This is a genomic window from Nonomuraea sp. NPDC004580, from assembly GCF_040609855.1.
GTDB lineage: Bacteria > Actinomycetota > Actinomycetes > Streptosporangiales > Streptosporangiaceae > Nonomuraea > Nonomuraea salmonea.
In genome coordinates, this window is the sequence record NZ_JBEXLH010000001.1 from 387,920 (window position 1) to 413,433 (window position 25,514).

Sequence of the window (25,514 nt, forward strand, 5' to 3'; positions counted from 1 at the left end):
GTTTGCCCGCCGCTGACGGGCCGCACCCCCTGTCATACTTTGATGCTCGACGATCGCACCGAACGACAACATGTTCTACAATGCGGAGGCCTCGATGGGTCGCATCTCAACGCTCGTCCTCATCGGGTTCGGGGCTTTCTTCATCGCGCTGGCGCCACTGCTCAAGTTCTGGGCGGCGGGCCAGGTCATCTCCGCGCCGGCCGACCAGTTCGGCATCTCGCGGCTGGAGGCCAAGAACGCCCAGTACTTCTCGCTGCAGGACCTCAAGGTGCTCACCGGTGACCTCGACATCATCGTCACCACCCGCGGTGACGTGAAGGAGGCCACCAATGACCGGGTGGTCTGGGACGAGGCCACGGTCGTCAACGACGTGACCAACAAGCGGCCCCAGATCGACATCTCCGAGCGGCGCAGCGCCTTCGACCGCTACACCGGGGTGGCGCTCAACTGCTGCGGGTCCAGCGTCGAGAAGGCGCCGGTCACGCTGGAGGGGCAGGTCTACAAGTTCCCCTTCGACGTGGAGAAGAAGACGTACAAGGTGTTCAACGCCACCGCGCAGAAGGCGTTCGACGCCACGTTCGTCCGCGAGGACAAGGTCAACGGCCTGCCGGTCTACGTCTTCGAGCAGACCGTGCCCCCGACCAAGACCGAGACCCGCAGCGCGCCCGCCAACGTGCTCGGCATCACGGGCACCACCGGTGACGTGCAGGTCGACCGCTGGTACGACGGCAAGACGACGTTCTGGATCGAGCCGGTCACCGGGTCTCCGGTCCGGCAGGAGGTGCAGCGGCACGAGGTGCTGAAGACGCAGGACGGCGTCGAGCGCTCCGCGGCCTTCGTCGCGACCGCGAAGATGACCGAGAAGACGGTCGACGACCTGGTCAAGAACGCCCAGGACGGCAAGAACATGATCAACCTGCTGCGGAACGTCATCCCGCTGGTGCTGCTCGTGATCGGTGTCGTGCTCGTCGTGGCCGGCGTCATCGTGGGGCGCCGCCGCCCGGCCGACGCCGGGTGACATTCGCGGTGTTTCGGGGGCCCGTGCGAACGGGCCCCTTTTTCGTTGACTCGACGCTTTGACGGAACGCGTTTCATTTCCAGGTTACTCACCAGTACCAGACGAAAGGTTCTGGTCTAGAACGCGTTGCAGTTCGCCGCTTTCCAGACGTATTGTCGGGCCATGCGGACACGCGTCACGGACATGTTCGGAATCGAGCTCCCGATCTTCGCGTTCAGCCACTGCCGGGATGTGGTCGCCGCCGTCAGCAAGGCCGGCGGCATGGGCGTGCTCGGCGCGCTCTACTTCACCCCGGAAGAGCTCGAGATGGAGCTCAAGTGGATCGACGACCACGTGGACGGCCGGCCGTACGGGGTGGACGTCGTCATGCCGGCCTCGTACGAGGGGGCCGACTTCGCGCCGGAGGAGCTGGTCGGCCGGCTCCAGACCATGATCCCCGACGGGCATCGGGCGTTCGTCGAGGGCCTCCTGGCCAAGCACGGCGTGCCGCCCCTGTCCTCGGACGCCGACCCGGGCCGGGTGCTGCTCGGCTGGACCGACGCCACCGCCCGCCCCCAGGTCGAGGTCGCCCTGCGTCACCCCATCGCGCTGCTCGCCAACGCGCTCGGGCCGCCGCCCGCCGACGTGGTCGAGCTCGCCCACGCCCACGGCGTCAAGGTCGCCGCCCTCGCCTCCACCCCGCGCCACGCGCTCAAGCAGGTCGAGGTCGGGGTGGACGTGGTGGTCGCCCAGGGCACCGAGGCCGGCGGGCACACTGGCGAGATCTCCACCATGGTGCTCATCCCGCAGGTCGTGGACGCGGTGGACGTACCGGTGCTGGCGGCGGGCGGCATCGGCAACGGCCGCCAGATGGCCGCGGGGATGGCGCTCGGGGCCGAGGGCGTCTGGACGGGCTCGATCTGGCTCACGGTCGAGGAGGCCGACACCCCGGAGATGGCCCGGCGTCGCATCCTCGCCGCCACCTCCCGCGACACCGTCCGCTCCCGGAGCTGGACCGGCAAGCCCGCCCGCCTGCTCAAGAACGAGTGGACCGAGGCATGGGAGTCGGAGGAGTCGCCGGGCACGCTCCCGATGCCCCTGCAGTTCATGCTCGTCTCAGACGCTCTGCGCCGCATCGGCCGCTCGGACGCCAGCGAGCTGGCCACCTTCCCCGCCGGCCAGATCATCGGCGTCATGAACCAGGTCAAACCGGCCAAGGACGTCGTCTACGACCTGATCTCGGAGTACACCGAAGCCCTCGACCGCCTCCACAGCCTCACCGCCGACTGACCTCACACCGGCACGACGGTGACCATGCTCTCTAGTCCGACGAAGTCGTCCGTGTTGCGGGTGTAGAGGGGGAGTCCCCGGCTGGAGGCGATTGCGGCGATCATGAGGTCCATCCGCCGCGGCCTCGGATCTCGCTTGGCTGCGAGGGTGAGTGCGACCAGGCTGCCATAACGCGCCGCGGCCTTGGAGTCGAAGGGCAGCGGCTCGAAATCGACGGCGGCCATGCCGAGCTTCTCCATGCGGGCGGCCCGGGACGCTTCGTTCTTCGCCATGGCCACGCCTTGGTGCAGCTCAGCGAGCGTGACGGTCGTGAGTTCCGGCTGCTTCGGAAGGGCCTCGGGTGGAATTTCCGCGAGGTCGATGAACACGCACGTATCGATGACGCCCATGGCACGGTGATCAGCCATGGTGCCGCTCCCACGGGTCGTCGCCCACGCGGTCCTCGCCGTCGAAGAACTCGTCGGCCTCGCGGCGCATCTCGGCGTAGTCCACCTTTGGCAGGAGACGGTGCTTGGCAACAAGCTCCTCCGCACTGAGCCGGCGCCTACGCGGAAGCGGACGCAGCTCTGCGATCTCGATGCCGTTGCGGGTGATGTGGAAAACCTCACCCGCTTCGACCTCGTCCATGACGGCAGCGGAGTTGTTGCGGAGCTCACGCTGACTGATGATCTTCAACATGCACCTCACTGTAGCCCCGCGTAGCTCGGTGTGCTACTCACATCAGTATAAGAGCATTCAGTGGCCTTGGTAGAAAGAGGGGCGTTTTTCGCGGAAGGCGCGGGTGCCTTCCTTGGCGTCCTCTGAGCCGATGACGGGCCAGCCCAGTTCGTCCGAGACCTTCAGGGCCTCCTGCTCCGGGAGGCCCAAGGTGTCGCGGTAGGTGCGGAGGATGGCCTGGACGGCCAGGGGGCCCGAGCTTGCCACGTCGTCCGCCAGTTCGCGGGCCGCCGCCAGCGCCTGGCCGTCCGGGACCACGCGGTTCACCAGGCCCATCGACAGGGCCTCCGCGGCCGTGACGGCGCGGCCCGTCAGCAGGAGGTCCATGGCGTGGCAGTACGGGATCTGGCGGGGGAGGCGGACGGCGCTGCCGCCCATCGGGAACAGGGCGCGCTTGGCCTCGAAGAGGCCCAGGGTGGCCGACTCGGCGACCACGCGCAGGTCAGTGCCCACCAGGAGCTCGGTGCCCCCGGCGACGGCGTAGCCCTCGACCGCGCAGATGATGGGCTTGGTCGGCAGGTCCTCGCGGAGCAGGCCCTTCCAGTGGAAGTTGGGGATCTGGGCGGCCCTGGCCTGGACGCCGGGGTCGCTCGACGGCTGTCCCATGGCCTTGAGGTCGGCGCCGGCGCAGAACGTGCCCTCGGCGCCGGTCAGGATCGCCACCCGGATGCCGGGCTCCCCGGAGGCGTACGCCCACGCCGACGCCAGCCCGATCAGCATGTCGGAGGAGAGCGCGTTGCGGGCCTCCGGCCGGTTCATGGTGACGGTCAGGACGTGCCCGTCGCGTTCGATCCGGCAGTGCGGCGTGCTGATCGGCAGGAGCTCCACGGGTGCCTCCGAAGTCGCTAGATCAAGCGCTTGCTACGAACTTGGGCCCAGGATACGCTCCCACCAGCAAACGAGAACAGGTTCCTGTTTTGCCCGCCCACAGCTGAGGAGATCAGATGGGCACGCTCGGTTTCTGGAGGCTCGCGCAGGCGGATCCCGAGTGGATCGCGGCCGTGGACCCCGACGGCACCCAGCACCGCGCGGGCGACCTCCTCGCCCGCTCCAACCGCCTCGTGCACGGGCTGCGCGCGCTCGGTCTCCAGCCGGGCGACGGCGTCTGCGGCCTGGTGCCCAACGGCGCCGACGGCCTCGTCCTCTACCTGGCGGCGCTGCAGGCGGGCTGGTACTACACACCGGTCAACTGGCACCTGACCGGGCCGGAGATCGCGTACATCGTCTCCGACAGCGAGGCCAAGGCGTTCTTCGTGCACCCGCGCTTCCTCGCCGAGGGCATTCGCGGCGCCGAGGCCATCGCGCCCGAGCGGCGGTTCCTGACAGGAGGCGAGGCCGGCGGGTTCCGTCCGATGAGCGAGCTGACCGGCGGGCAGCCGGACACCGCGCCGGAAGGCCGCACCGCCGGCGCGACCATGCACTACACCTCAGGCACCACCGGCAAGCCCAAAGGCGTCAGAAGGCCGCTCAGCGGGATGGACCCGGACGACGGGGCCGAGCTGATGACGTTCCTGCTCACGTTGTTCGGCATGACGCCGGGCCGACCGAACGCGCACCTCGTCACCTCGCCGAGCTACCACACGGCGGTGACCCAGTTCGGCGGCACCGCCCTGCACATGGGGCACACGCTCGTCTACATGGACAAGTGGGACGCCGAGGAGATGCTGCGGCTGTGCGAGCGGCACCGCATCACCAACTCGCACCTGGTGCCCACCCACTTCAAGCGGCTGCTGGCGCTGCCGGAGAAGACGCGCACCGCGTACGACCTGTCCTCGCTGCGCTGGATGATCCACGCTGCCGCCCCCTGTCCCGTCCCGGTGAAGTGGGCGATGCTCGACTGGTGGGGCGACTGCGTGTACGAGTACTACGCGGCCACCGAGGGCGGCGGCACCATCGCCACGCCCGAGGATTGGAGGGCGCACCCCGGCACGGTCGGCAAGGCGTGGCCGATCAGCGAGCTGCTCATCGTGGACGACCAGGGCGAACCGGTGTCCACCGGCACCCCGGGCACGATCTACATGAAGATGATGGGCGCCACGTTCGAGTACAAAGGCGACCCCGACAAGACCGCCGCGAACCGCCTCAAAGACCACTTCACCGTCGGAGACATCGGTTACCTGGACGAGGACGGCTTCCTCTACCTGTGCGACCGCAAAGCCGACATGATCATTTCAGGCGGCGCCAACATCTACCCGGCCGAGATCGAGAACGAGCTCATGGTCCACCCGAAGGTCGCCGACGTGGCCGTGTTCGGCATTCCCGACGAGGAGTGGGGCGAGCAGATCAAGGCCGTCGTCGAGCCCGCGCAGGACGCCGAGCCGGGCCCCGAGCTGGAGGCCGAGCTGCTGGCCTCGCTGGAGGGCCGCCTGGCCAGGATGAAGTGGCCCAAGAGCATCGACTTCATCGCCGAGATGCCCCGCGAGCCCAACGGCAAGCTGCTCAAACGCAAGCTCCGCGCCCCGTACTGGGAGGGACACGACCGTGCCATCTGATCCGCTGGTCGCGCAGCACGTCCTGGAGTTCCCCGGCGGCTACACGCGTACGACGGGGCCGGTGATCGGCCGGTTCCTCAGCGAATTACGCGCCCGCCGCCTGGTCGGCGTGCGTACGGCGGAGGGCCGCGTGCTGGTGCCGCCCCTCGAGTACGACCCCGCCACCGGCGAAGCCGTCACCGGCGATTACGTCGAGGTGGGCCCGGCCGGCACGGTCACCACGTGGGCCTGGGTGGACGAGCCACTGCCAGGACACCCGCTCGACCGCCCCTTCGCCTGGGCGCTGATCCGCCTCGACGGCGCCGACACCGACCTCGTGCACGCCCTCGACCCCGGCGATCCCAAGGCGCTGCGGCAGGGCATGCGGGTCTGGCCGGTGTGGCGCGACCGGCCCAAGGGCCACATCACCGACCTGTCGCACTTCGTCCCCGAGGTCACCCACATCGTCTCCGACGTGCGCGCCGAATACCGCCTCCAGGCCGGCGGCGCGCTGCGGGTCTTCCTCGAAGGGGTCGAGCGCGGCGTCCTCCTCGGCGGGCGCTGCGAGCGCTGCGCCAAGGTGTACGTGCCGTATCGGGCGGCGTGCCCCGAATGCGGCAGCGCCCTCCCCGACACCTTCGAAGTGCCCGACACCGGGACGATCACCACGTTCGCCATCAACAACCTGCCCGACCCGCGGGCCCCGCAGGTGCCGTTCGTGTCGGCGTACATCCTGCTCGACGGCACCGACATCCCCTTGATCGCGCTGGTCGGCGACGTGCCCGCCCACGAGGTGCGCCAGGGCATGCGCGTCAAGGCGGTCTGGGTGCCCGAAAGCGAGCGCACGGCGTCCATGGCGAACATCCGCTGGTTCGCCCCCACCGGCGAGCCCGATGTGGAGCTGTCATGAGAGATGTGGCCATCGTCGCGTTCGCCCAGACGCGGCACACCGATCACGACACCGGCCTGAGCGAGCCCGAGCTGATCGCCCCGGTCATCAACGAGGTCAAGGAGCGCACCGGGCTCACCAGGTTCGGCTTCACCTGCTCGGGCAGCTGCGACTACCTCGCGGGAGCGCCGTTCTCGTTCGTGTCGGCGCTCGACGCGCTCGCCGCCTGGCCGCCGATCTCCGAGAGCCACGTCGAGATGGACGGCGCCTGGGCCCTGTACGAGGCGTGGGTCCGCCTCCAGCACGGCGACGTCGACTCGGCGCTGGTCTACGGCTTCGGCAAGCCGTCGCTCGGCGACCTGCGCACGATCATGACCCTCCAGCTCGACCCCTACTACCTGGCTCCGCTCGGCCTCGACCAGCTCTCCTACGCCGCGCTCCAGGCCGCCGCCGTCGGAGCCGACCCCGGGGAGCTGGCTGAGATCGTCCGGCGGAGCAGGGCGGACGGGCGCGGCAACCCGTACGCGCTGGACCTGCCCGAGCCGGAGCCGGGCGGTGAGGACTACGCCGTGCGGCCGCTCAGGAAGATCGACGTGCCGCCCGTCACCGACGGCGCGGCGGCCGTCGTGCTCGCCGCCGGCGACCTGGCCGGGCAGCTGTGCCCCAGCCCTGCCTACATCACCGGCATCGCCCACCGCATCGAGCCCCACTACCTCGGCCTGCGCGACCTCGCGCGATCCGGCTCCGCCGCCGACGCCGCCCGCGCCGCCGGGGTCGCCAAGGGCCCGGTCGAGGTGGCCGAGCTGCACGCCCAGTTCCCGCACGAGGAGGTCATCCTGCGCGAGGCCCTGGAGCTCGGCGGCGACACCCTCATCAACCCCTCGGGCGGGCCGCTCGCCGCCAACCCCGTCATGGCCACCGGCCTCATCCGCATCGGCGAGGCCGCGCGGCGCATCCACGACGGCGCCGCCCGCCGCACCGTCGCGCACGCCGCCGCCGGCCCCTGCCTGCAACAGAACCTCGTGACCGTCCTGGAGGCGCGATGAACAGGTGCGCGGTCATCGGCGTCGGCCAGACCCGCTACACCACCAAGCGGCACGACGTCTCGCTCGCCGGGCTCGTCCGCGAGGCGGCGCAGCGGGCGCTCGACGACGCCGGGCTGACGTTCAAGGACATCGACGCCGTGGTCGTCGGCAAGGCGCCCGACCTGTTCGAGGGCGTGATGATGCCGGAGGTGTACCTCGCCGACGCGCTCGGCGCGGCCGGCAAGCCGCTGATGCGGGTGCACACCGCGGGCAGCGTCGGCGGCTCCACCGCCATCGTCGGCGCCTCACTCGTCCAGGGCGGCGTGCACGACCGGGTGCTCGTCGTCGCCTTCGAGAAGCAGTCGGAGTCGAACGCCACCTGGGCCCTGTCCACCCACCTGCCCTTCAGCTCGTCCCTCGTGGTCGGCGCCGGCGGCTACTTCGCGCCGCACATCCGCGAGTACATGCGCAGAACCGGCGCGCCCGGGCACATCGGCACGCTCGTCGCGGTCAAGGACCGGCTGAACGCGCTGAGGAACCCGTACGCGCACCTCAAGATCCCCGGCATCGACCAGAAGATGGTCGAGTCGACGCCCATGCTCTGGGAGCCCATCCGCTACCTGGAGACCTGCCCCTCCAGCGACGGTGCCTGCGCGCTCGTGCTGGCCTCGGAATCGGCCGTCACCGGCACGCCCGCCTGGGTGCACGGCACCGCCATGCGCTCCGAGCCGATCTTCCGCGCCGGGCGCGACACCGTCAGCCCGCAGGCCGGCAAGGACTGCGCCGCCGACGTCTACCGCCAGGCCGGCATCACCGACCCGCGCAGGGAGATCGACGTGGCCGAGGTCTACGTGCCGTTCTCCTGGTACGAGCCCATGTGGCTGGAGAACCTCGGCTTCGCCGCCGAGGGCGAGGGCTGGAAGCTCACCGAGTCGGGCGCCACCGCGCTCGACGGCGACATCCCGTGGAACGCCTCGGGAGGGGTGCTGTCCAGCAACCCCATCGGGGCGTCGGGGCTCATCAGGTTCGCCGAGGCCGCGCTGCAGGTGCGCGGCATGGCCGGCGAACACCAGGTGGACGGCGCCCGTACGGCGCTCGGCCACGCCTACGGCGGGGGAGCCCAGTTCTTCGCGATGTGGATCGTCGGACGGGGGAGACCCTGATGGAGTTCAACCACGCGGACCTGTTCGAGGGGCTCGCGGACACGATCGGGGAGCGCACGGCCATCGTCTGCGGCGATGAGCGGCGCACGTACGCCGAGCTCGAGGCCGAGGCCAACCGGCTCGCCCACTACCTCATGGACCTCGGCATCGAGCCGGGACAGCACGTCGGCCTGCACCTCTACAACGGCGTCGAGTACGTCGCCGGGCTGCTCGCCGCGCTCAAGATCCGGGCCGTGCCGATCAACGTCAACTACCGCTACGTCGAGGCCGAGCTGCTCTACCTCTACCGCGACGCCGACCTGCGGGCGCTCGTCTACGACGTCGAGTTCGAGCCCCGGGTCGCCGCCGTCGCCGGGCAGGCGCCGCTGCTCGACCACCTCGTCGCCGTGGGCGGGCCGCCCTCGATCGGCGGGGCCGTGACGTACGGCGACGCTCTGGAGCGCGGCCGGCCCGACCGCGGCTTCCCCGCCCGCTCCGGCCAGGACGTCTACATCATCTACACCGGCGGCACCACCGGCCTCCCCAAGGGCGCGATGTGGCACGTCGAGGACCTGTTCATGGGGTTCGGCGGCGGCAACCCGTACGGCGAGCCGCGCACCACGCCGCAGGAGGTCATCGACGAGGCGGCCAAGGCCAACCCGATGGTGATGATGGCCGCGCCGCCGCTCATGCACGGGGCCGCGCAGATGGCCACGTTCATCGCCTTCTTCATGGGCTCGACCATGGTGTACGTCCGCAAGTTCGACGCCGCCGAGGTCCTGCGGACGATCGAGCGCGAACGCGTCACCACCGTGAACATCACCGGCGACGCCATGGCCAGGCCGCTCACCGAGGAGCTGGCGACCGGCTCGTACGACGTGTCCTCGCTGTTCGTGATCAGCTCGACCGGGGCGATCCTGTCCGGCGCCGTCCGCGACCGCCTCCAGGAGCTGCTGCCGAACGTCATGATCCTCGACAACTTCGGCTCCACCGAGTCCGGCTACACCGCCTCCGGCGTGGCCGGCTCCTCGCCCGAGAAGGGCCTGCGCTACCAGCCCAACTCCGTCGTCAGGCTGGCCGTCCTCGACGAGGAGAACCGGCCCGTCGAGCCCGGCTCAGGGCAGCTCGGCACCGTGGCGCGGTCGGGTCGGGTGGCGTTCGGCTACTACAACGACCCCGAGAAGACCGCGCGCACGTTCGTGGTCGACGAGGACGGCACCCGCTGGCTGCTCACCGGCGACCTCGCCACCGTCGAGAAGGACGGCACGGTGAACGTCTTCGGGCGCGGCTCGCAGTGCATCAACACCGGCGGCGAGAAGGTGTTCCCCGAGGAGGTCGAAGCGGTGCTCAAGGGGCATCCCGCCGTGTTCGACGCGGTGGTGACCGGGGTGCCGGACGAGCGCTGGGGCAACCGCGTGGCCGCCGTCATCGAGCCCCGGCCTGGGGTGCCGGTGACGCCTGAGGAGCTGGACGCGCACTGCCGGACGCTGCTGTCGGGGTACAAGGTGCCTCGGACGTACGCGTTCGTGGACGAGATGGTCCGCTCCCCGGCCGGGAAGGCCGACTACCGGTGGGCTCGGGAAACCGCCGAAAACGCCTGAAAGCCTTCCGCCTGGGCCGGGTCCGGGGGCGCTCGGCCTGGGCTCAGGTCGTGTGGCGGAGCTCGTCGTGGAGAGTCTGGGCTTCGGACGTCCTGCCGGCTTTCTCCAAAAGGGTCAGCCTGCGCTGCAGCACGTCGCGGAGCAGGCCGGCGGGGGCGTCGGCACCGGGGAGGCCGCGCAGCAGGTCGGCGGAGACGCGCAGCGCGGCGTCGGCGGCGTCGTCCCGGCCCAGCTCCTGCTGGCACATGCCGAGCCGGGCGTGCGCGACCGCCCGAGACAGCGGGTCGCGGGTCACCTGCGTACCCCGATGGAAGACCAGCCCGGCCTCCAGCGCCCGGCCCGCCTCCATGAGCGCGTCACCCAGCATGAGCATCGCCCTGGACAGCAGCCCGGCCTGCATGGGGTTGCCGGGCGAGAACCGTTCGAGCGCCGCCACCGCCTCCCGCAGCGGCTGCACCGCCTCAGCCGGCCGCGCCCGCATCCTGAGCGCCCCGGCCAGCGTCAGGCACGCGCCCGCCCTGCTGGTGTGCAGGGCCTGCGCGTTCGTGCCCGTGGCCAGCAACTGGTCGTAGACGGTGATCGCCTCACGCGCCCTGGCCTCCGCCTCGGCGCCGTCGTCCAGGCCGAGCAGGGGCAGCAGCTCGGAGCTCTGCGCCAGCGAGTCCGCCAGAATCGCCCGGTACGTCAGGTCGCCCGGCGTCTTCCTGGCCGCCGGAATCAGGCCCTCGACCAGCGTGTTCGCCTCGGCCAGCGCGCCCAGCATCATGTGGCACCTGATCAGCCGCTGGGTGGCCAGCACCTGCTGGACGGTGCCCGGCTCGTGGTGATCCGCGGCGATCCGAGCGTACTCGGCGGCCTCCTCAGGCCGTCCCTCCGCCAGCAGGTCGTCCGCGACGAGCGCGGCCGTCTCGGCGGCCGCCTGCGGCTCCGGCAACCGTCTGAACAACGTCAGTGCCTCTATGAGGTGCGCCAAAGCCTCCCGCCCCCGCCCGAACACCCTCAGCACCCGCCCGCGCACCTGAATCGCCCGCGCCCGCACCAGCGGCAGCTCTCCACCCGCCTCCTCGGCACGGTCCACCTCGGCCAGCGCCCACGTGATCGCCTCCAGCGCCGCCTGCGGCCGGTCGAGCGCGGCCAACGTGGACCCGAGCCGCGCGAACACCGCCGCCGCGACACCCGGATCATCCAGCTCATCGCACAGATCAGCGGCCCGCTCGCCATGCGCCAACGCCTCCACCGCCCGCCCCTGGTCGAGCAGCGCACCTGCGTAGTGGTGCGACGTCTCGGCCAGCGGACGCGGATCACGCTCATCAAGCAACGCAATGGCCTGCTCCAGCACAGGCAACGCGGGCCGCGCGATGGCGGCGAGGGTGGCGAGGGCGTGGCCGAGGGGTTCGCGGTGGGCGGGGGAGACGGCGGCGAGCCCTCGGTGCACGCGTACGCACAGCTCGGCCACCTGCACCGCGCTCGCGACGTCGCCCGCCCGCGCCGCCGCCGCAGCGAACGCCGTCAGGCACCGGCCGTACCGGTCGTGGGCGTCCGTCCCGCCCTCCGCGCTGAGCGGCACCTCACGTTCAAGCGCCTCGGTGAACGCGGTCAGCGGCCCCACCAGCCCGCCGACGTCCACGAGATCCTGCTCGGCCCCGTCGGCGAACCGACCGGCAGCCGCCAGCACCTCACCCGCGAACCCGGAAAGCGCCCCGATGAGCGCATCGAGCGCATCCGCCCCGGGCAGCGGACGAATATCAAGAATCCGCGCATACAACACAACCCCGGCCGCCGGCCCCTCCTGCTCCACCCGCAACCGCGCCAACCGCACCAGCGCCAGCACATGCACACCCATGAACTCACCCGGCACCCGCCCGGCGGGGCTCCCCTCCAGGGTTGCGTCCGGGGCCTGCGCGGTGAGGGTTGCCATCGCGGTGGTGCCCTCGGCCAGGCGGGCTTCGGCGGCGTCGGGTTCGTGCAGGTCGGCGAGGCACAGGCCGGCCAGCTCCAGGCAGGCTGCGGAGAGGAGTCGTTCGTCGTCGTCGCCCGGTGCTGGCAGGAGGCCGAGTGCTCGGTCGACGGAGGCCAGGGCGCCCTCGGGGTTCTGGCGGGCGAAGCGGATTCCGGCCTGCAGCCGCAGGGCGCCGGCCAAAGCCGACGGGCGGGCCGCCCCTTCGGCCACCAGGGACGTGTACAGGTCGACCAGGCGGTCGGCCGCCGCCTCCGCGTCCGAGAGGCAGTCCGCGCGGGAGAGGGCGACGGCTTCGAGGATGAGCAGTTCGCCCAGCTCGGCCTGGGCGCCCGCCTGCGGGCGGCTTGCCTCGATGGCGGTGAGCAGGTGGGGGATGGCCTCTTTGTAGCGTCCGAGGCCGACCAGCGAACGGCCCAGCGCCGCCGCCACCATGCCCACGGCGATGGCGTGCGGGGCGGCGGGCGCGGCATGACGTTCGAGCAGCTCGGCCGCCTGCATGGCGAGCGCGAAGCCCTCCCCGGCCCGCCCCGTGTCCGCCCAGACCCGGGCAAGGTCCGCCTGCGCCGACAGGTACGCATGGATGCGCTCGATCTCCGGCGTACCGGCGCGTTCCACCGCCTCCCTGCACTCGGCGAGCCGCCGCTCCGCCCTGGCCACGGCCTCCTCGGGCCGGTCGAGCACCATCCGCAGCAGCCACGGCTCGTCGGCGGGCCGGTCCGCCTCTCCGCCCCTGCGCAGCCGGGCCCGCACCTCGGGGCCGTACCGGCGGTAGGAGGGGTCCTCGACGCCCAGCACGTCGTACAGCTCGGCCGCCATCTCCAGTTGCGCCCGCCCGTCGGCCGTCCGGCCCAGCCCGTCCAGGCAGAGGCCGAGCAGCCGCCGCCCCCTGGCCTGGGTCGCCATGTGCCCCTCGGACGCCTCCACCCGCACGGCCATGGCCTCCTGCAACGGCCCGAGCGCGTCCTCAGGGCGGTCGTCGATCAGCAGCGACTCGCCCAGGTCGAGCAGCCGGTCGGCCAGGGCGGGCCGGTGCTCGGCGGGGTCGAGCGTCACGAGGGCCCGCAGGTTCCGTACGGCCTCCGCCGCCGCCCTGATGGCCGCGTCCAGGTCGTCCAGCCTGGCGTGCAGCCTCGCCACCAGGCCGGCCGCCGACGCCAGCATCGCCCGCAGCCCCGGCTCCTCACCCGCCAGGCCCCGCAGCCGCGCCACCGCCTCACCCGCCGGAACGAGCGCTTCGGCCGGCCTGCCGTTGCCCTCCAGCCAGGCGGCGACAAGGTGCAGCCGCTGCGCCACGTCCCGATGCGTCGGCGCGACACCCCTGACCGCAGAGGTGACCGCCACCGCCAGGCAGGCGGCCAGCTCAGGCAGCACCTCAGCCGTACCGACCTGATCGAACGGCATCAGCGGCTCCGGTCCCGCCACCGCCTCATGCCCGGGGGCGCTTCCACCTGACCCGGTGACAGCCCTCTGGCTGCCCGCGCGCGTCAGGCCGGTTTCGCCGGGCGGAGCGGGGCTGTCCGCGCCCTCCCCGGTGAGGCCGCCTGGGCCGGCGTGGGCGTTCCAGGTGGGGCTGGGGTGGGGGCCTGCGCCTGTGCCGGTTTTGGCGAGGGTGCGGAGGGTGGTCAGGTGGGAGGCGAAGCCGGGGTGGCCGCCGGCGTCTTCGAACGCCGTCACCGCCTCCTCCAGCCGGCCGCTCTCCAGCAGCGCGCAGGCCACGTTGTACTGGGCTCGGGCGGCAGGCCCGGCATAGCGGGGGTCGTCCTCGGCGAGGACGTGGAAGCGGGTCGCCGCCTCCTTCGCGGGCTTGATCGCCTCGCCCGCCTCGCCGCCCAGCAGCAGGTACGCCCCCAGGCCGAACAGCGCCTCCGCCTGCCCCACCGCGTCCTCGTACGGGGGAGCGCCGGCGTACAGCTCCACGGCCTCCGCCGCCGCCGCGACCGCCTCGCCCACCCTGCCGACGGCCGCCAGCCCCCGCGACCACCACGCCAGGGCACCGGCCAGCGCGACCCGTTCCCCGGTCGCGCGCCGGTGCCGCACGGTCAGCTCGGCGAGCGTCACGTCCAGCGCCCGCAGGCCGAGCCCGCCGTCACGCAGCCCAGGGCCGGCGTTCCCCGGTTGCGCCACGGGGAGGGCGGCCACCGCCTCGGCGAGCTGCCGGTCACCGCCGAACAGGACCAGCGCCGCGTTGACCGCGTCGCCCAGCCTGCTGCCGGGATCGCCCACGGCCGCCGCGACCAGCCGGCCGATGCGGCTGGCGATCAGCGACCACAGCGCCGCCCGGACTCGCTCGCGGCCGGCGGCGAGCCGCAGCACGTCGAGCATCCGTACGAGGTGCGCCGTCGTCCGTGCCTCGTGATCGTGGACGGCGAGGACGAGCGCGTCGAGATCCTCCGCCCCGTCCAGCAGCTGCTCGCCCACCACATCGAACCCCTGGGCCGGCACCCCCACCCGCACCAGCCACCGCGCCACCTCCCCAGCGACCCCGCTGCGGGCGCGGATGCTGGGGACGGCGGTCAGCAGGGCGGGGAGTTCGTCGGGGCGCGGGGAGGTGAGCAGCAGTACGGCCACCGCCTGTCGCCACGCTGAGTGCCCGAGCTGCTCTGGCCCGCCCGGCTGTTCGTCCTCGGGGTGGGGCTGCCACAGCTGGGCCCAGCGGGCCGACTCTCGGGTCAGGAAGCGGTCGATCAGGGTTGCGCCGCTGATCTGGGGTTCGCCGTCCAGATGGAGTAAGGCCGCCAGGTGGGCGTGGAGGGGGAGGCCGTATTCCGGGTCGTCGAGGCGGGGTGGGGCGGGGAGTGCGGCTTGGCCTGAGGTGAAGGCGCGCATGGCGGCCAGGGCGTGGTCTTCCCGCTCCGGGAGCGTCAGCGGGTGGGTGTTGAGCCGGATTCTCGTGGTGTTGAGGCGTCGTAGGCGGCCGCCCGCTGCTGTGTCGAGGCGGCGCCACCAGCCGGGGTCGCCAGGCTCACGGGCCACCAGCAGGAGTCGTATGCGGGGGTTGCGGCCGTGCTGGGCCAGGCGGCGGATCAGCTCGCCCACCAAGGGGGCCGACGGCTCAGGGCCGTCCAGGACGACGAGTGTCGGCCTCAAAGCCTCCAGGCGGAGCACCTGTCCGGACGGAGGTGTTCTCAGGTCGCTGGGTGGTGGTGCGGAGAGTACGGCGGCGAGGGTGTCCAGCGGGAGGAATCCCGCGTCCCATCCGGCCGATCCCAGCTCGGCGCACAGTTCGGCGGCCAGCCGGGTCTTTCCCGTGCCACCTCGTCCGGTCAGTACGGCGATCGACAACGCCGCCGCCTCCGCGGCCCACGCGTGCAACTCCGCGAGAGGCGCCTTCCGGCCCAGGAACGGCACCACGGCAGACCGGGCTGTCAAGTCCGCCCAGTGGCCGCTCACCGAGACAGGCGGGGGGACGACCGGTGAGGCCAGGACCTCCGGGACAGGCGGTACCCGTGGGGGGTTGTGGGCGGAGGGCGGCAGGGTGGGGAAGGTCACGGCGGGGGGCGGCGGCGTGGGGAGGGCCACGGCGGGGGTCAGCAGAGTGGGGAGGGCCACGGCGGGGGTGCCGGGGACGGTTTCGAGGCGCCAGGGGGCGACGCCGGTCAGGTCGCGGAAGCGTTCGTCGGCCAGCAACGCGCTCACCGGGACGACGTCGAGGCGGCGCGGCGCGTACCCGATGACCACGCCGACGATCTGCCCGGCCGGTTCGGCCAGCAGTGCGGCGCCGGGCAGTCCGTGCCAGAGCGCCGCCGGGCGGGTCTCGAAGCCGGGGCTGACCACGCGGGCCGTCAACGCCTTGGACACGGCGCTCGCGGGCGGGTCCACCAGCCCGGACACCGTCTCAGGCGCGCGGGCCCCGCCCCGCTCCCCGGCCTGCCCGTAGCCCGACGCCGCGCAGCGTGCCGTCGCCCCCGCGACGCGGCCCCAGCGCGTGTGCTCGATGTCGGCCAGGGTCGCCCAGGCGGGTTCCGGCACGCGCAGCAGCACCGCGTCCGCGCCGCCCCGGCCCCGCCACACCGGCTCGGCCGGCAGCCAGCGGTCCGACCACGCCGGGCGTACGTGGCACGGCCCGCCCGCGTCCACGACCTGCCCGGAGGTCAGCACGAGATCGGCACCTATCGCGTACCCCGAGCCGGTCACGCCGACGACGTCGTCATGACCGGAGAAGACCTCGGCGACCCGTTCGAGCCCGAGGCTGTGCGGTGGCGTGTGCATGGGTCCGCCTATCAGCTACGTCCCGGCGTGTCTTCCCCCTGATCAGCGGCTGATCTAACTCACTATCGCACTATGGCCAGGAAATTTCCTGGCTTGTCACGCCTTCTCCGTCGTGAGCCACGCCGCCATCCCCAGGTACACGAGCCCGCTGCCCACGTCCAGCCGCCGCCGGGCACGGGCCGACCCGCGCAGCCGGCCGGCGAGGGCGGAGGACAGCAGCGCGTACGCACCGTCGGACGCCACCCCGAGCACCACCCACAGCAGCCCCAGCAGCAGGATCTGCGGCCCCACAGGCCCGGCCTCCGGGTGCACGAACTGCGGCAGGAACGCCAGGAAGAAGATGGCCGTCTTGGGGTTGAGCACGTTCACCACGAACCCCTCCCAGAACAGCCGCCGCCGCGTCTGCACCGGCAGCTCCACCGGCGTGTCGCCGGTGGAGCCCCTGCGCATGAGCTTGCGTACGCCGAGCCAGAGCAGGTAGGCCACGCCGACGTACTTGACCACGGTGAACGCGGTGGCCGACGCGGCCAGCAGGGCGCTGATGCCGAGCGCGGCGGCGGCCACGTGGACGAGGGAGCCGGCGTGCACGCCGAGCACCGAGATCATGCCCGCGCCCCGGCCTTGGGCGACGCTCCTGGTGACGATGTAGAGCACCGCCGGTCCCGGGACGATCAGCAGTCCGAGGGTGGCCGCGCAGAAGAGGGCGAGGGTGGTGATGTCCGGCATGAGGCCATCGTAGGAGCGGCGTCAACGACTTTTCGAGAGGCTTTGGGTGAGGGCGGTGAGGAGGGCCTGGGTGGCGGGCGGATGAGGTGGTTCGCCGTAGACGGCGGCGTACACGTGTCGCACCGAGCCGGGCACCTCGCGTACCCGCACCTCGGGATGGCGGTGGGCGGCGAGCGCGAGGCCGGGCAGCAGCGTCACGCCCAGGCCGGCGGCCACCAGCGCCTGTACGGCCACGATGTCGTCGCTGGTGAACCCGATGCGCGGCTCGAAGCCGGCCTTCGCGCACACGTCGAGCAGGTGGCTGCGGCACCGGTCGCAGCCCGCGATCCAGGACGACCCGGCGTGGTCGGCGGGCGCGCCGGGCTCGTCGGCGGCCAGCAGGTAGCTGGGGTCGTCGAGCAGGTGGACGAGGTGGAGGCCGTTGTCCTCCGGAGCGGTGTCGTCGTAGCGGAAGATGACGGCGACGTCGACCCGCCCGGCCCGCAGCAGCCGCAGCGCCTCGGGCGGCTCGACCTCGGTGAGCTGGAGCCGCAGCCCGGGATGGGCGGCGGCGAGCCGTGTGGCGGCCTTGGGGATGAACGTGCCGAGCGCGGAGGGGAAGGACGCCAGCCGCACCCGCCCGGACCGCAGCCCCACGTGCGCGGCCAGCTCCTCGGCGGTGGCGTCGAGGCGTTCGATGATGTCGGCGGCCCGCTCGGCGAGCAGCCGGCCCGCCTCGGTGAGCCGGATGCCGCGCCCGGCGCGCTGGATGAGCTTGGCGCCGGTCTCGGCCTCCAGCCTGGCCAGGTGGTGGCTGACCGAGGGCTGGGAGTAGTGCAGCTCCTTGGCGGCCTCGGTCAGCGAGCCCTTGCGGGCGACCGCGAGGAGGACGCGCAGGCGAGCGACATCCAGCATTCATCAAGCATATCTATCGATCAACCACAAGACATCTGTTGGACCTATCAGTCGAGGTGAGGGACCGTGGAAGGGAAGGCAGCGGACGGACCTCGGCAGGGGGTTCACCATGAAGACGGCCACCGCCGGACCAGGCACCCGACCAGGGCTGGACGTGCTCGTGACGGGCGTGTCGCGCATCGTCGCCCGCGACCTCGGCGCACGACCCACCGCCTTCGCGGTCGCCGACCTGCTCCGCGACCACCTGCCCGGCCTCGACGTGCTCACGCCGCACGAACGCGAGGGCTCGCCGGGCGGCTACGTCTCGCACGTCCTGCACGCCGAGGACCGCTTCTCGATCTGCGGCGTCGTCTGGCGCCCCGGCCAGGAGACCCCGGTGCACGACCATGTGTCGTGGTGCACGTTCGGCATCCTGAGCGGCATCGAGGACGAGATCCTCTACCGCGACATGAGCGACCACCTGATCGAGATCGGCCGGGCGGCCAACCACCCGGGCGAGGTCAGCGGGTTCGCCCCGCCCGGCGACATCCACAAGGTGCGCAACACCAGCGACGAGGTGGGGGTGTCGCTGCACGTGTACGGGGCGGACGTGGCCAGGCTGGGCAGCAGCGTCCGCCGCGTCTACGACCTGCCCGTGCGTTAGACCCCGAGCGCGGACGGCAGGCTCAGCTCGTGCAGGAACAACGCCTCCGTCGTGGCGACCCGGCGCAGCTCCTCAAGATCGACCCGCTCGTTGGGCGCGTGGATGGCGGCCTCCTCGTCCTCCGCCCCGAACAGCAGGATCTCGGCCGCCGGGAACTGCTTGAGCAGGGTGCTGACCAGCGGGATCGAGCCGCCGGCGCCGACGTCCCTGGGCGGGCGGCCGAAGGCGCGCTCCATGGCGCGGTTGAGCGCCGAGCGGGCCTTGCCGCCGGAGTCGGCCTGGAAGCCGGCGCCCACGGTGTGGTCGCCGAACGACACCTGCACGCCCCACGGCGCCACCTGGCGCAGGAAGTCGGCCACGGCGTCGATCGCGGTCTTGGGGTCGCTCGCCGGAGGCACGCGGACGGTCACCCTGGCCCGCGCGACGGGCTGGACGGCGTTGATGGCGCCGGAGACGGTGGGCACGTCGAGGCCGGTGACGGTGATCGCGTACGACGACCAGAGCCGGTCGGCCAGCGACCCCGACCCCACGAGCGAGACGCCGTCGAGCACCCCGGCCGTCCTCCTGAACTCCTCCTCCGACGGCCCCTGCCCGAGGAACGACCCGCGGGGCAGGCCGGGCACGCGTACGTCGCCGTTCTCGTCGTGCAGCGCGGTGAGCATGCGCATGAGGGCGGCCAGCGCGTCGGGCGCGGCGCCGCCGAAGGACCCGCTGTGCACGGGCTCGCGCAGCGTGCGCACCTCGATGGTGAACGCGGCCATGCCGCGCAGCGAGGTGGTGACCGCCGGGTCGGCGACGCGCGGGTTGCCGGTGTCGGCGACCACGATGGTGTCGGCGCGCAGCAGCTCGGGGTTGCGCTCGACGAACGCCTCGAGGCGGTCGCCGGCGTATTCCTCCTGGCCCTCGATGATCACCTTGATGCCGACGGGGAAGCGCCCTTGGAAGGCGCGCAGGGCGGTGACGTGGGAGATGACGCCTGACTTGTCGTCGGCGGTGCCGCGGCCGTAGAGGCGGCCGTCGATCAGCGTCGGCTCGAACGGCGGCGTGCGCCACGCGGCGGGGTCACCGGCGGGCTGCACGTCGTAGTGGGCGTACAGCAGCACGGTCGGCATGCCGGGCGGCGCGGGGGCCTCGCCGTAGACGGCCGGGAAGCTGCCTTCGACGGGCACCTGCTGCACGCGCGGCAGCCCGGTGGAGCGCAGCAGCTCCTCCGTCATCTTGGCGGCGGCGAACACCGGCTCTTGCGGGTGCCCGGGGAAGGCCACGGAGGGAATGGCGGCCAGCCGCTTGAGCTCCTCGACGGCCTGTGGCATCGCGGCGGAGACAGCGTTCTCGATCTGGTCAGGAGTCACGGGACGGTCCCCCGGGGGTCGTTCTCAACAGTCGCGCCCGTCACCGGGCGCTCACGGCAGTTTCGGTCTCATTGGACCACAACCGGTCCTGTCCTGCGGAAACGGGACAGGGTCGCGGTCCTGACCCGCGGGCTAATCTACCTGCGGATTTCGTCGTAGTTACAGATGGGTTCTGCGGATCCCGATTTTCATGCATATTGCTGCGACCGATTCGCTTGGCAACTCCGCAGGTGAACGTGCAGACTGTGGGGAGTTCAGACACGAGGGAAGATAACCATGACGCAGCCGGAACTCGACGTCCTGAAAGCCGCGCAGGACAACCTGTGGTTGCACTTCACCCGACACAGCGCCTACGAGCAGTCCGAGATCCCCACCATCGTGCGCGGTGAGGGGTCCTACATCTACGACATCCACGGCAAGCGCTACCTCGACGGTCTGGCGGGGCTCTTCGTCGTCCAGGTGGGGCACGGCCGGCAGGAACTGGCCGAGGCCGCCGCCAAGCAGGCGCAGGAGCTGGCGTTCTTCCCGCTCTGGTCCTACGCCCACCCCAAGGCGGCCGAGCTGGCCCAGCGGCTGGCCGCCCACACTCCCGGCGAGCTGAACCGCGTCTTCTTCACCACCGGCGGCGGCGAGGCGGTCGAGACCGCGTGGAAGCTCGCCAAGCAGTACTACAAGCTCGTCGGCAAGCCGCTCAAGCACAAGGTCATCAGCCGGCAGATCGCCTACCACGGCACCCCGCAGGGCGCGCTGTCGATCACCGGCATCCCGGCGTTCAAGCAGATGTTCGAGCCGCTCGTGCCGGGCTCGGTCAGGGTGCCCAACACCAACCACTACCGCGCCGACGAGATCACCGGCGTCCCCGGCATGACCCCCGAGCAGTACGGCCGGTGGGCCGCCGACCGGGTGGCCCGCGCCATCGAGATGGAGGGCCCCGACACGGTGGCCGCCGTCTTCGCCGAGCCCGTCCAGAACGCCGGCGGCTGCTTCCCGCCCCCTCCCGGCTACTTCCACCGGCTGCGCGAGATCTGCGACGAGTACGACGTGCTGCTCGTCTCCGACGAGGTCATCTGCGCCTTCGGCCGTCTCGGCACCATGTTCGGCGGCGAGAAGTTCGACTACGTGCCCGACATCATCACCTGCGCCAAGGGCATGACCAGCGGCTACTCCCCGATCGGGGCCATGATCGCGCACGAGCGGCTGTTCGAGCCGTTCAAGGACGGCGACACCATGTTCGCCCACGGCTACACCTTCGGCGGCCACCCCGTCTCCGCCGCCGTCGCGCTGGCCAACCTCGACATCTTCGAGCGCGAAGACCTGCTCGGCCACGTCACCGCCAACGAGCCCCGCTTCCGCCAGACCCTCGACGACCTGCGTGACCTGCCGATCGTCGGCGACGTGCGCGGCTCCGGCTACTTCTGGGGCATCGAGCTGGTCAAGGACAAGGCGACGAAGGAGACGTTCGACGCCGAGGAGTCGGAGCGGCTGCTGCGTGGCTTCCTGTCGAAGGCGCTGTTCGACGCCGGCCTCTACTGCCGGGCCGACGACCGCGGCGACCCGGTCATCCAGCTCGCGCCGCCACTGATCGCCGGGCAGAAGGAGTTCGACGAGATCGGCGAGGTCCTGCGCGGCGTGCTCACGGAGGCGTGGGCACGGCTATGACACCCTCTCATCCGGTACGACGACGTGCCGGTTCCCGAAAGGAACCACCGCAATGAAGATCGGCGTCCCAGCCGAGGTCAAAAACCACGAATACCGTGTCGCCGCCACTCCGGCGGGCGTGCACGAGCTGGTGCGCAACGGGCACGACGTCTCCGTACAGCGGGGCGCCGGCCTGGGTTCGCAGATCACCGACGAGGAGTACCTGGCCGCGGGCGCCAAGATCATCGACTCCGCCGACGCCGTGTGGGCCGAGTCCGACATGGTGCTCAAGGTGAAGGAGCCCATCGCCGAGGAGTACCACCGGCTGCGTGAGGGGCTGGTGCTGTTCACGTACCTGCACCTCGCCGCCTCCAGGCCGTGCACCGACGCGCTGATCGAGGCCCGCACGACCGGCATCGCGTACGAGACCGTGCAGGTGGGCAACGCCCTGCCGCTCCTCGCCCCGATGTCCGAGGTCGCCGGGCGGCTGGCGCCGCAGGTGGGGGCGTACAACCTGATGCGCTTCAACGGCGGCAGGGGCATCCTGCCGGGCGGCGTGCCCGGCGTCGCCCCCGCGAAGGTCGTCGTCATCGGCGGCGGCGTCTCAGGTCTGAACGCCGCGCAGGTCGCCGTCGGCATGGGCGCCGACGTCACCGTGCTCGACACCAACATCGACCGGCTGCGCCAGATCGACGCCATCTACCAGGGCCGGCTCAAGACCGTCGTGTCCACCTCGTACGCGATCGAGCAGGAGGTCCTGCGGGCCGACCTCGTCATCGGCGCGGTGCTCATCCCCGGCGCCAAGGCCCCGACGCTGGTCTCCAACGACCTCGTCTCCCGGATGAAGCCGGGTTCCGTGCTCGTGGACATCGCCATCGACCAGGGCGGCTGCTTCGAGGACTCCCGGCCCACCACGCACGCCGAGCCCACCTACAAGGTGCACGAGTCGGTGTTCTACTGCGTGGCCAACATGCCCGGCTCGGTGGCCAACACTTCGACGTACGCGCTGACCAACGCGACCCTGCCGTACGCGGTCAAACTGGCGAACCTGGGCTGGCGCGACGCGCTCAAGAGCGACCCGGGGCTCGCCGGCGGGCTCAACACGCACGGCGGGCGGCTCACGAACGAGCCGGTCGCGCAGGCGCTCGGCCTGCCGTACACGCCGGTCTCCGAGGTCCTTTAGGTCAGCGGACCCCGAGGCGGCGGCGCAAATCGCGGGCCGTGGTCAGGACGTGCTGCAGCTCGCCCTGACCCGGCCACGGCGCGCTGCCGGGACGCAGCAGCGTGCCGCGCACCGACGCCAGGTGCTCCACCGCGCTGAGATGCACGCCGCTGCGCGCCACCAGCCACGCCACCACGTCGGAGTGATCGTGCAGCGGCCGGGTGACGACGTCCCACGTGCTCAGCACCTCGGCCAGGTCGGCCACGGCCGGCGGCTCGCCGCCGCCGCGCCCGATCGCCGCCGCGGCCAGCTCGGCCCTGGCCGTCAGCTCGGGCTCGGCCGGTCGCGCCCACGCGGGCGGCGGCGGGTCCGACAGCCACACCTGCGCCTCGCCGTGCTCGCCCGCCACCGACAGCAGGCCGCCCAGCTCGACGGCGGCCTCGTGGTGCCCCGCCTGCGCGGCCTGGCGGAACCAGTGGCGCCCGCCCGCCAGGTCGCCGAACTCGGCGATCAGCAGCAGCCCGTAGTTGTAGGCGGCCTCGGCGTCGCCGCCCGCCGCCGCCCGGCCGAACCAGTGGCTGGCCGCCGCCGTGTCGCCCAGCTCCACGCAGACGAACCCGGCCATCCGCTGGTCGCAGGCCCGCCCGGAGGCCGCCGCCTGCTCGAACCAGCCCCGCGCCGTGCGCAGGTCGCCCCGCGACAGCGCCACCCCGCCCAGGCGCGACGCCGCGCCGGGATGCTCGCTGCGCGCGGCCAGCCGGTAGTACGCCTCCGCGCCCTCGGGGTCGCGGCTCGCGTCGAGGTAGAGACCCAGGCAGTACGCCGACTCGGCGTGGCCGCCCCTGGCCGCGTACTCCCACCAGTGCAGGGTCGCGGCGTCGTCGCCCCCGCAGTAGGCCAGGAACCCCAGGTCGTGGGCCGAGGCCACGTCGCCGTCGGCCGCCGCCCTGCGATGCCACTCGCGGGCCGCGCCCAGCTCGCCCGTCTCCTCGCACATCAGCGCCAGCCGCCGGGCCGCCGCCCGGGACCCGGCCGTCGCCGCGCTCTCGAACCACACCCTCGCCGCCCCCGGGTCGCCGCGCTGCTCAAGCAGCAGGGTCGCGAGGTGCGTCGCCGCCTCGGCGTCGCCGGTGCTGGCCGCCGCCTCGTACCAGGTGACGGCCTCCTCCAGGCTGCCGTGCTTCTCGTGCCAGATGCCCAGGTTGTACGCGCTGTCGACGTTGCCGCCCGCGGCCGCCCGCTCCCACCAGTGCTTGGCCGCCGCCCGCTCGCCGTGCTGGGCGTAGAGCTTGCCCAGCCGGTGCGCGGCGCGGGCGTCACCCGCCTGCGCGGCGGCCAGCAACTCGGGCTCGTCTCCTGCGCGCGGTGCTGGTACCGCCACCTCTCCTCGCCAGGCCATGGCGACAGACTGGCACGTGATCAGCCGATCGCGAACCGTAATCGCCCTAAGGCTTCACGAGAAGTTGATGAAGCCCGTGTACATGCCCATCCCGCAGACGTACCGCAGGGTGCCGGGGGGCTGGGGCGGCAGGCGTACGGTGGCGGGCAGCGCCACGTCGCGCCCCTCGATGACCACGGTGCCGGTGCAGCCCTGGTCGAGCACCTTGAAGACCACCTCGACGGGGGCGTTCGCCCGGGCGTCGACCATGGCGGGGCGGTAGCCCTCGCGGGTCGCCCACACGGTCACCGACGTGGGCCTGCCGCCCTGCGAGGTGGCCTGGGCGGGGGCGGGGGTGGTCAGCCAGCCGCCGAGGTTGACGCCGGTCCCCGCCGTCCACAGGCCGGCGACGATCGCCACCACCCCGGCCAGCCTGGCCAGCCGGGTCCTGGAGACGCGCCGCAGGACGTACCCGAGGAGCGCGAACGCCGGTGCGGTGCCCGCCACGAACCCCGCCATGACCGCCGCACCCGCGAGCGGCGAGCCGCTGGTGATCGCGACCATCTCCATGCCGAGCGTGACCCCGCAGGGCACGAGGACGGTGACCGCTCCCAGCAGCGACGCGCGCCGCCCGGAGGCGGGACGGGGCTCGGCGCCGGCAGGCCCGTACTCGCCGCAGACCGTCGGCTCCGCTTCGAGCTCCGCGCCCGCTTCGAGTTCCGCGCCCGCTTCAAGCGTCGCGCCCGCTTTGAGTTCCGCGCCCGCTTCAGGCGTCGCGCCCGCTTTGAGTTCCGCGCCCGCTTCAAGCGTCGCGCCCGCCGCCGGCTCCGCGTCTGACGGTGGGCCGGTGCAGAGTGCCCGGTCGCGCCGGATCAGGCGGACGGCGAAGGCGATGACCGTGAGGCCGGCCGCGACGAGCAGCACCGCCCGCGCCTGGGGTGGCAGGCTGACGGCCGAGCCGAGCAGCCCGAGCAGCGCCCCCGCCGCCGTGTGCGAGGCAAGACGCCCCGCGAGGAACCAGCCGACCAGCGCGGGATCACGCCCGCGGCGCCCGTCGGCGAGCCCGATGAGCAGCCCGCCCTGCGCCGCCGTACAGGTCGCGGTGCCCGCGAGCAGACCGGCGGCCGCCCCGCCGGCCAGCAGGGTCAGGACCTGCGCGCTCAGGGTACGAGCGCCAGGCTGTCCAGAGACCCGCTCTTGGCGGCCTCCACGATCGATTCGAACTGGTCGAGGCTCATCTCCACGCGCTGCCCGAAGTCGTCGACGATGACCACCTGGCGTTCCTCGGGCGCCGTGTGATCGACGAACAGTTCGGGGCAGCCGCAGCTGCACTGGCCGCAGAACTTGGCGATGGACCGCATTCTTGTCTCCACTTCCGATGAAGGCGTATACGAAACGTAACGCGACGCCATGAATGCGA

The 25,514-nt window shown here is 72.2% G+C and carries 20 protein-coding genes; 10 read left to right on the forward strand and 10 right to left on the reverse strand.

The window, feature by feature from the left end; all coding sequences use genetic code 11:
• Positions 1–94 precede the first annotated feature (94 nt).
• Both ABZW11_RS01750 and ABZW11_RS01755 read left to right on the forward strand, forming a co-directional pair.
• Positions 95–1,018, forward strand: coding sequence for a DUF3068 domain-containing protein (locus tag ABZW11_RS01750; protein WP_355411508.1), 924 nt, complete (start codon positions 95–97; stop codon positions 1,016–1,018).
• Positions 1,019–1,180: 162 nt separating this feature from the next.
• A complete protein-coding gene (locus ABZW11_RS01755) occupies positions 1,181–2,287 on the forward strand; it encodes a nitronate monooxygenase family protein (RefSeq protein WP_355411510.1) in 1,107 nt (368 codons plus the stop codon).
• 2 nt (positions 2,288–2,289) lie between these two features.
• Here the strand turns inward: ABZW11_RS01755 and ABZW11_RS01760 are convergent, their stop codons facing one another.
• From ABZW11_RS01760 to ABZW11_RS01770, 3 genes are read right to left on the reverse strand one after another with little or no spacing between them, the layout of a single operon-like run.
• Entirely contained in the window at positions 2,290–2,694 is a 405-nt protein-coding gene (locus ABZW11_RS01760; protein WP_355411512.1) for a type II toxin-antitoxin system VapC family toxin, read from the reverse strand.
• Positions 2,687–2,965 (reverse strand): type II toxin-antitoxin system prevent-host-death family antitoxin, encoded by a 279-nt coding sequence (locus tag ABZW11_RS01765; RefSeq protein WP_355411514.1) that lies wholly within the window; start codon positions 2,963–2,965, stop codon positions 2,687–2,689. The genes ABZW11_RS01760 and ABZW11_RS01765 overlap by 8 nt, the downstream gene beginning before the upstream one ends.
• A 57-nt stretch (positions 2,966–3,022) precedes the next feature.
• Entirely contained in the window at positions 3,023–3,832 is an 810-nt protein-coding gene (locus ABZW11_RS01770) for a crotonase/enoyl-CoA hydratase family protein (protein WP_355411516.1), read from the reverse strand.
• Positions 3,833–3,948: 116 nt separating this feature from the next.
• Here ABZW11_RS01770 and ABZW11_RS01775 point away from each other — a divergent pair, with 116 nt between their 5' ends.
• The 5 genes from ABZW11_RS01775 to ABZW11_RS01795 are packed head-to-tail and all read left to right on the forward strand — an operon-like array spanning position 3,949 to position 10,132.
• A complete protein-coding gene (locus ABZW11_RS01775; protein WP_355411518.1) occupies positions 3,949–5,496 on the forward strand; it encodes an acyl-CoA synthetase in 1,548 nt (515 codons plus the stop codon).
• Complete coding sequence (locus ABZW11_RS01780; protein ID WP_355411520.1) at positions 5,486–6,385, forward strand: OB-fold domain-containing protein; 900 nt, start codon at positions 5,486–5,488, stop codon at positions 6,383–6,385. The genes ABZW11_RS01775 and ABZW11_RS01780 overlap by 11 nt, the downstream gene beginning before the upstream one ends.
• Complete coding sequence (locus tag ABZW11_RS01785; protein WP_355411522.1) at positions 6,382–7,410, forward strand: lipid-transfer protein; 1,029 nt, start codon at positions 6,382–6,384, stop codon at positions 7,408–7,410. The genes ABZW11_RS01780 and ABZW11_RS01785 overlap by 4 nt, the downstream gene beginning before the upstream one ends.
• The gene (locus tag ABZW11_RS01790) at positions 7,407–8,552 is read left to right on the forward strand and encodes a thiolase domain-containing protein (protein ID WP_355411524.1); all 1,146 of its coding nucleotides are present in this window, start codon (positions 7,407–7,409) and stop codon (positions 8,550–8,552) included. The genes ABZW11_RS01785 and ABZW11_RS01790 overlap by 4 nt, the downstream gene beginning before the upstream one ends.
• The gene (locus ABZW11_RS01795) at positions 8,552–10,132 is read left to right on the forward strand and encodes an acyl-CoA synthetase (RefSeq protein WP_355411526.1); all 1,581 of its coding nucleotides are present in this window, start codon (positions 8,552–8,554) and stop codon (positions 10,130–10,132) included. The genes ABZW11_RS01790 and ABZW11_RS01795 overlap by 1 nt, the downstream gene beginning before the upstream one ends.
• Positions 10,133–10,175: 43 nt before the next feature.
• Here the strand turns inward: ABZW11_RS01795 and ABZW11_RS01800 are convergent, their stop codons facing one another.
• The 3 genes from ABZW11_RS01800 to ABZW11_RS01810 form a co-directional block, all read right to left on the reverse strand.
• Complete coding sequence (locus ABZW11_RS01800; protein ID WP_355411528.1) at positions 10,176–16,301, reverse strand: tetratricopeptide repeat protein; 6,126 nt, start codon at positions 16,299–16,301, stop codon at positions 10,176–10,178.
• Between the two features lie 96 nt (positions 16,302–16,397).
• Positions 16,398–17,027 carry a LysE family translocator gene (locus ABZW11_RS01805; RefSeq protein WP_355411530.1) on the reverse strand — a complete coding sequence of 210 codons (630 nt, stop codon included), beginning with the start codon at positions 17,025–17,027 and terminating at the stop codon, positions 16,398–16,400.
• A 21-nt stretch (positions 17,028–17,048) separates the two neighbouring features.
• The gene (locus ABZW11_RS01810) at positions 17,049–17,921 is read right to left on the reverse strand and encodes a LysR family transcriptional regulator (protein ID WP_355411532.1); all 873 of its coding nucleotides are present in this window, start codon (positions 17,919–17,921) and stop codon (positions 17,049–17,051) included.
• A gap of 109 nt (positions 17,922–18,030) precedes the next feature.
• On the opposite strand from ABZW11_RS01810, the gene ABZW11_RS01815 reads away from it, so the two are divergent.
• Complete coding sequence (locus tag ABZW11_RS01815; protein WP_355411534.1) at positions 18,031–18,564, forward strand: cysteine dioxygenase family protein; 534 nt, start codon at positions 18,031–18,033, stop codon at positions 18,562–18,564.
• Here ABZW11_RS01815 and ABZW11_RS01820 read toward each other — a convergent pair.
• Complete coding sequence (locus ABZW11_RS01820; RefSeq protein WP_355411536.1) at positions 18,561–19,916, reverse strand: dipeptidase; 1,356 nt, start codon at positions 19,914–19,916, stop codon at positions 18,561–18,563. The two genes, ABZW11_RS01815 and ABZW11_RS01820, sit on opposite strands and share 4 nt — an antisense overlap.
• Positions 19,917–20,192: 276 nt before the next feature.
• Here ABZW11_RS01820 and ABZW11_RS01825 point away from each other — a divergent pair, with 276 nt between their 5' ends.
• Entirely contained in the window at positions 20,193–21,575 is a 1,383-nt protein-coding gene (locus tag ABZW11_RS01825) for an aspartate aminotransferase family protein (RefSeq protein WP_355411538.1), read from the forward strand.
• Positions 21,576–21,627: 52 nt separating this feature from the next.
• Entirely contained in the window at positions 21,628–22,737 is a 1,110-nt protein-coding gene (gene ald, locus ABZW11_RS01830; protein WP_355411540.1) for an alanine dehydrogenase, read from the forward strand.
• A gap of 1 nt (position 22,738) precedes the next feature.
• Here the strand turns inward: ald and ABZW11_RS01835 are convergent, their stop codons facing one another.
• From ABZW11_RS01835 to ABZW11_RS01845, 3 genes are all read right to left on the reverse strand, one after another.
• Entirely contained in the window at positions 22,739–24,097 is a 1,359-nt protein-coding gene (locus ABZW11_RS01835) for a tetratricopeptide repeat protein (protein ID WP_355411542.1), read from the reverse strand.
• 72 nt (positions 24,098–24,169) lie between these two features.
• Positions 24,170–25,312 carry a sulfite exporter TauE/SafE family protein gene (locus ABZW11_RS01840; RefSeq protein ID WP_355412020.1) on the reverse strand — a complete coding sequence of 381 codons (1,143 nt, stop codon included), beginning with the start codon at positions 25,310–25,312 and terminating at the stop codon, positions 24,170–24,172.
• Positions 25,255–25,455, reverse strand: coding sequence for a hypothetical protein (locus ABZW11_RS01845; protein ID WP_345396828.1), 201 nt, complete (start codon positions 25,453–25,455; stop codon positions 25,255–25,257). The genes ABZW11_RS01840 and ABZW11_RS01845 overlap by 58 nt, the downstream gene beginning before the upstream one ends.
• Between the last annotated feature and the right edge of the window lie 59 nt (positions 25,456–25,514).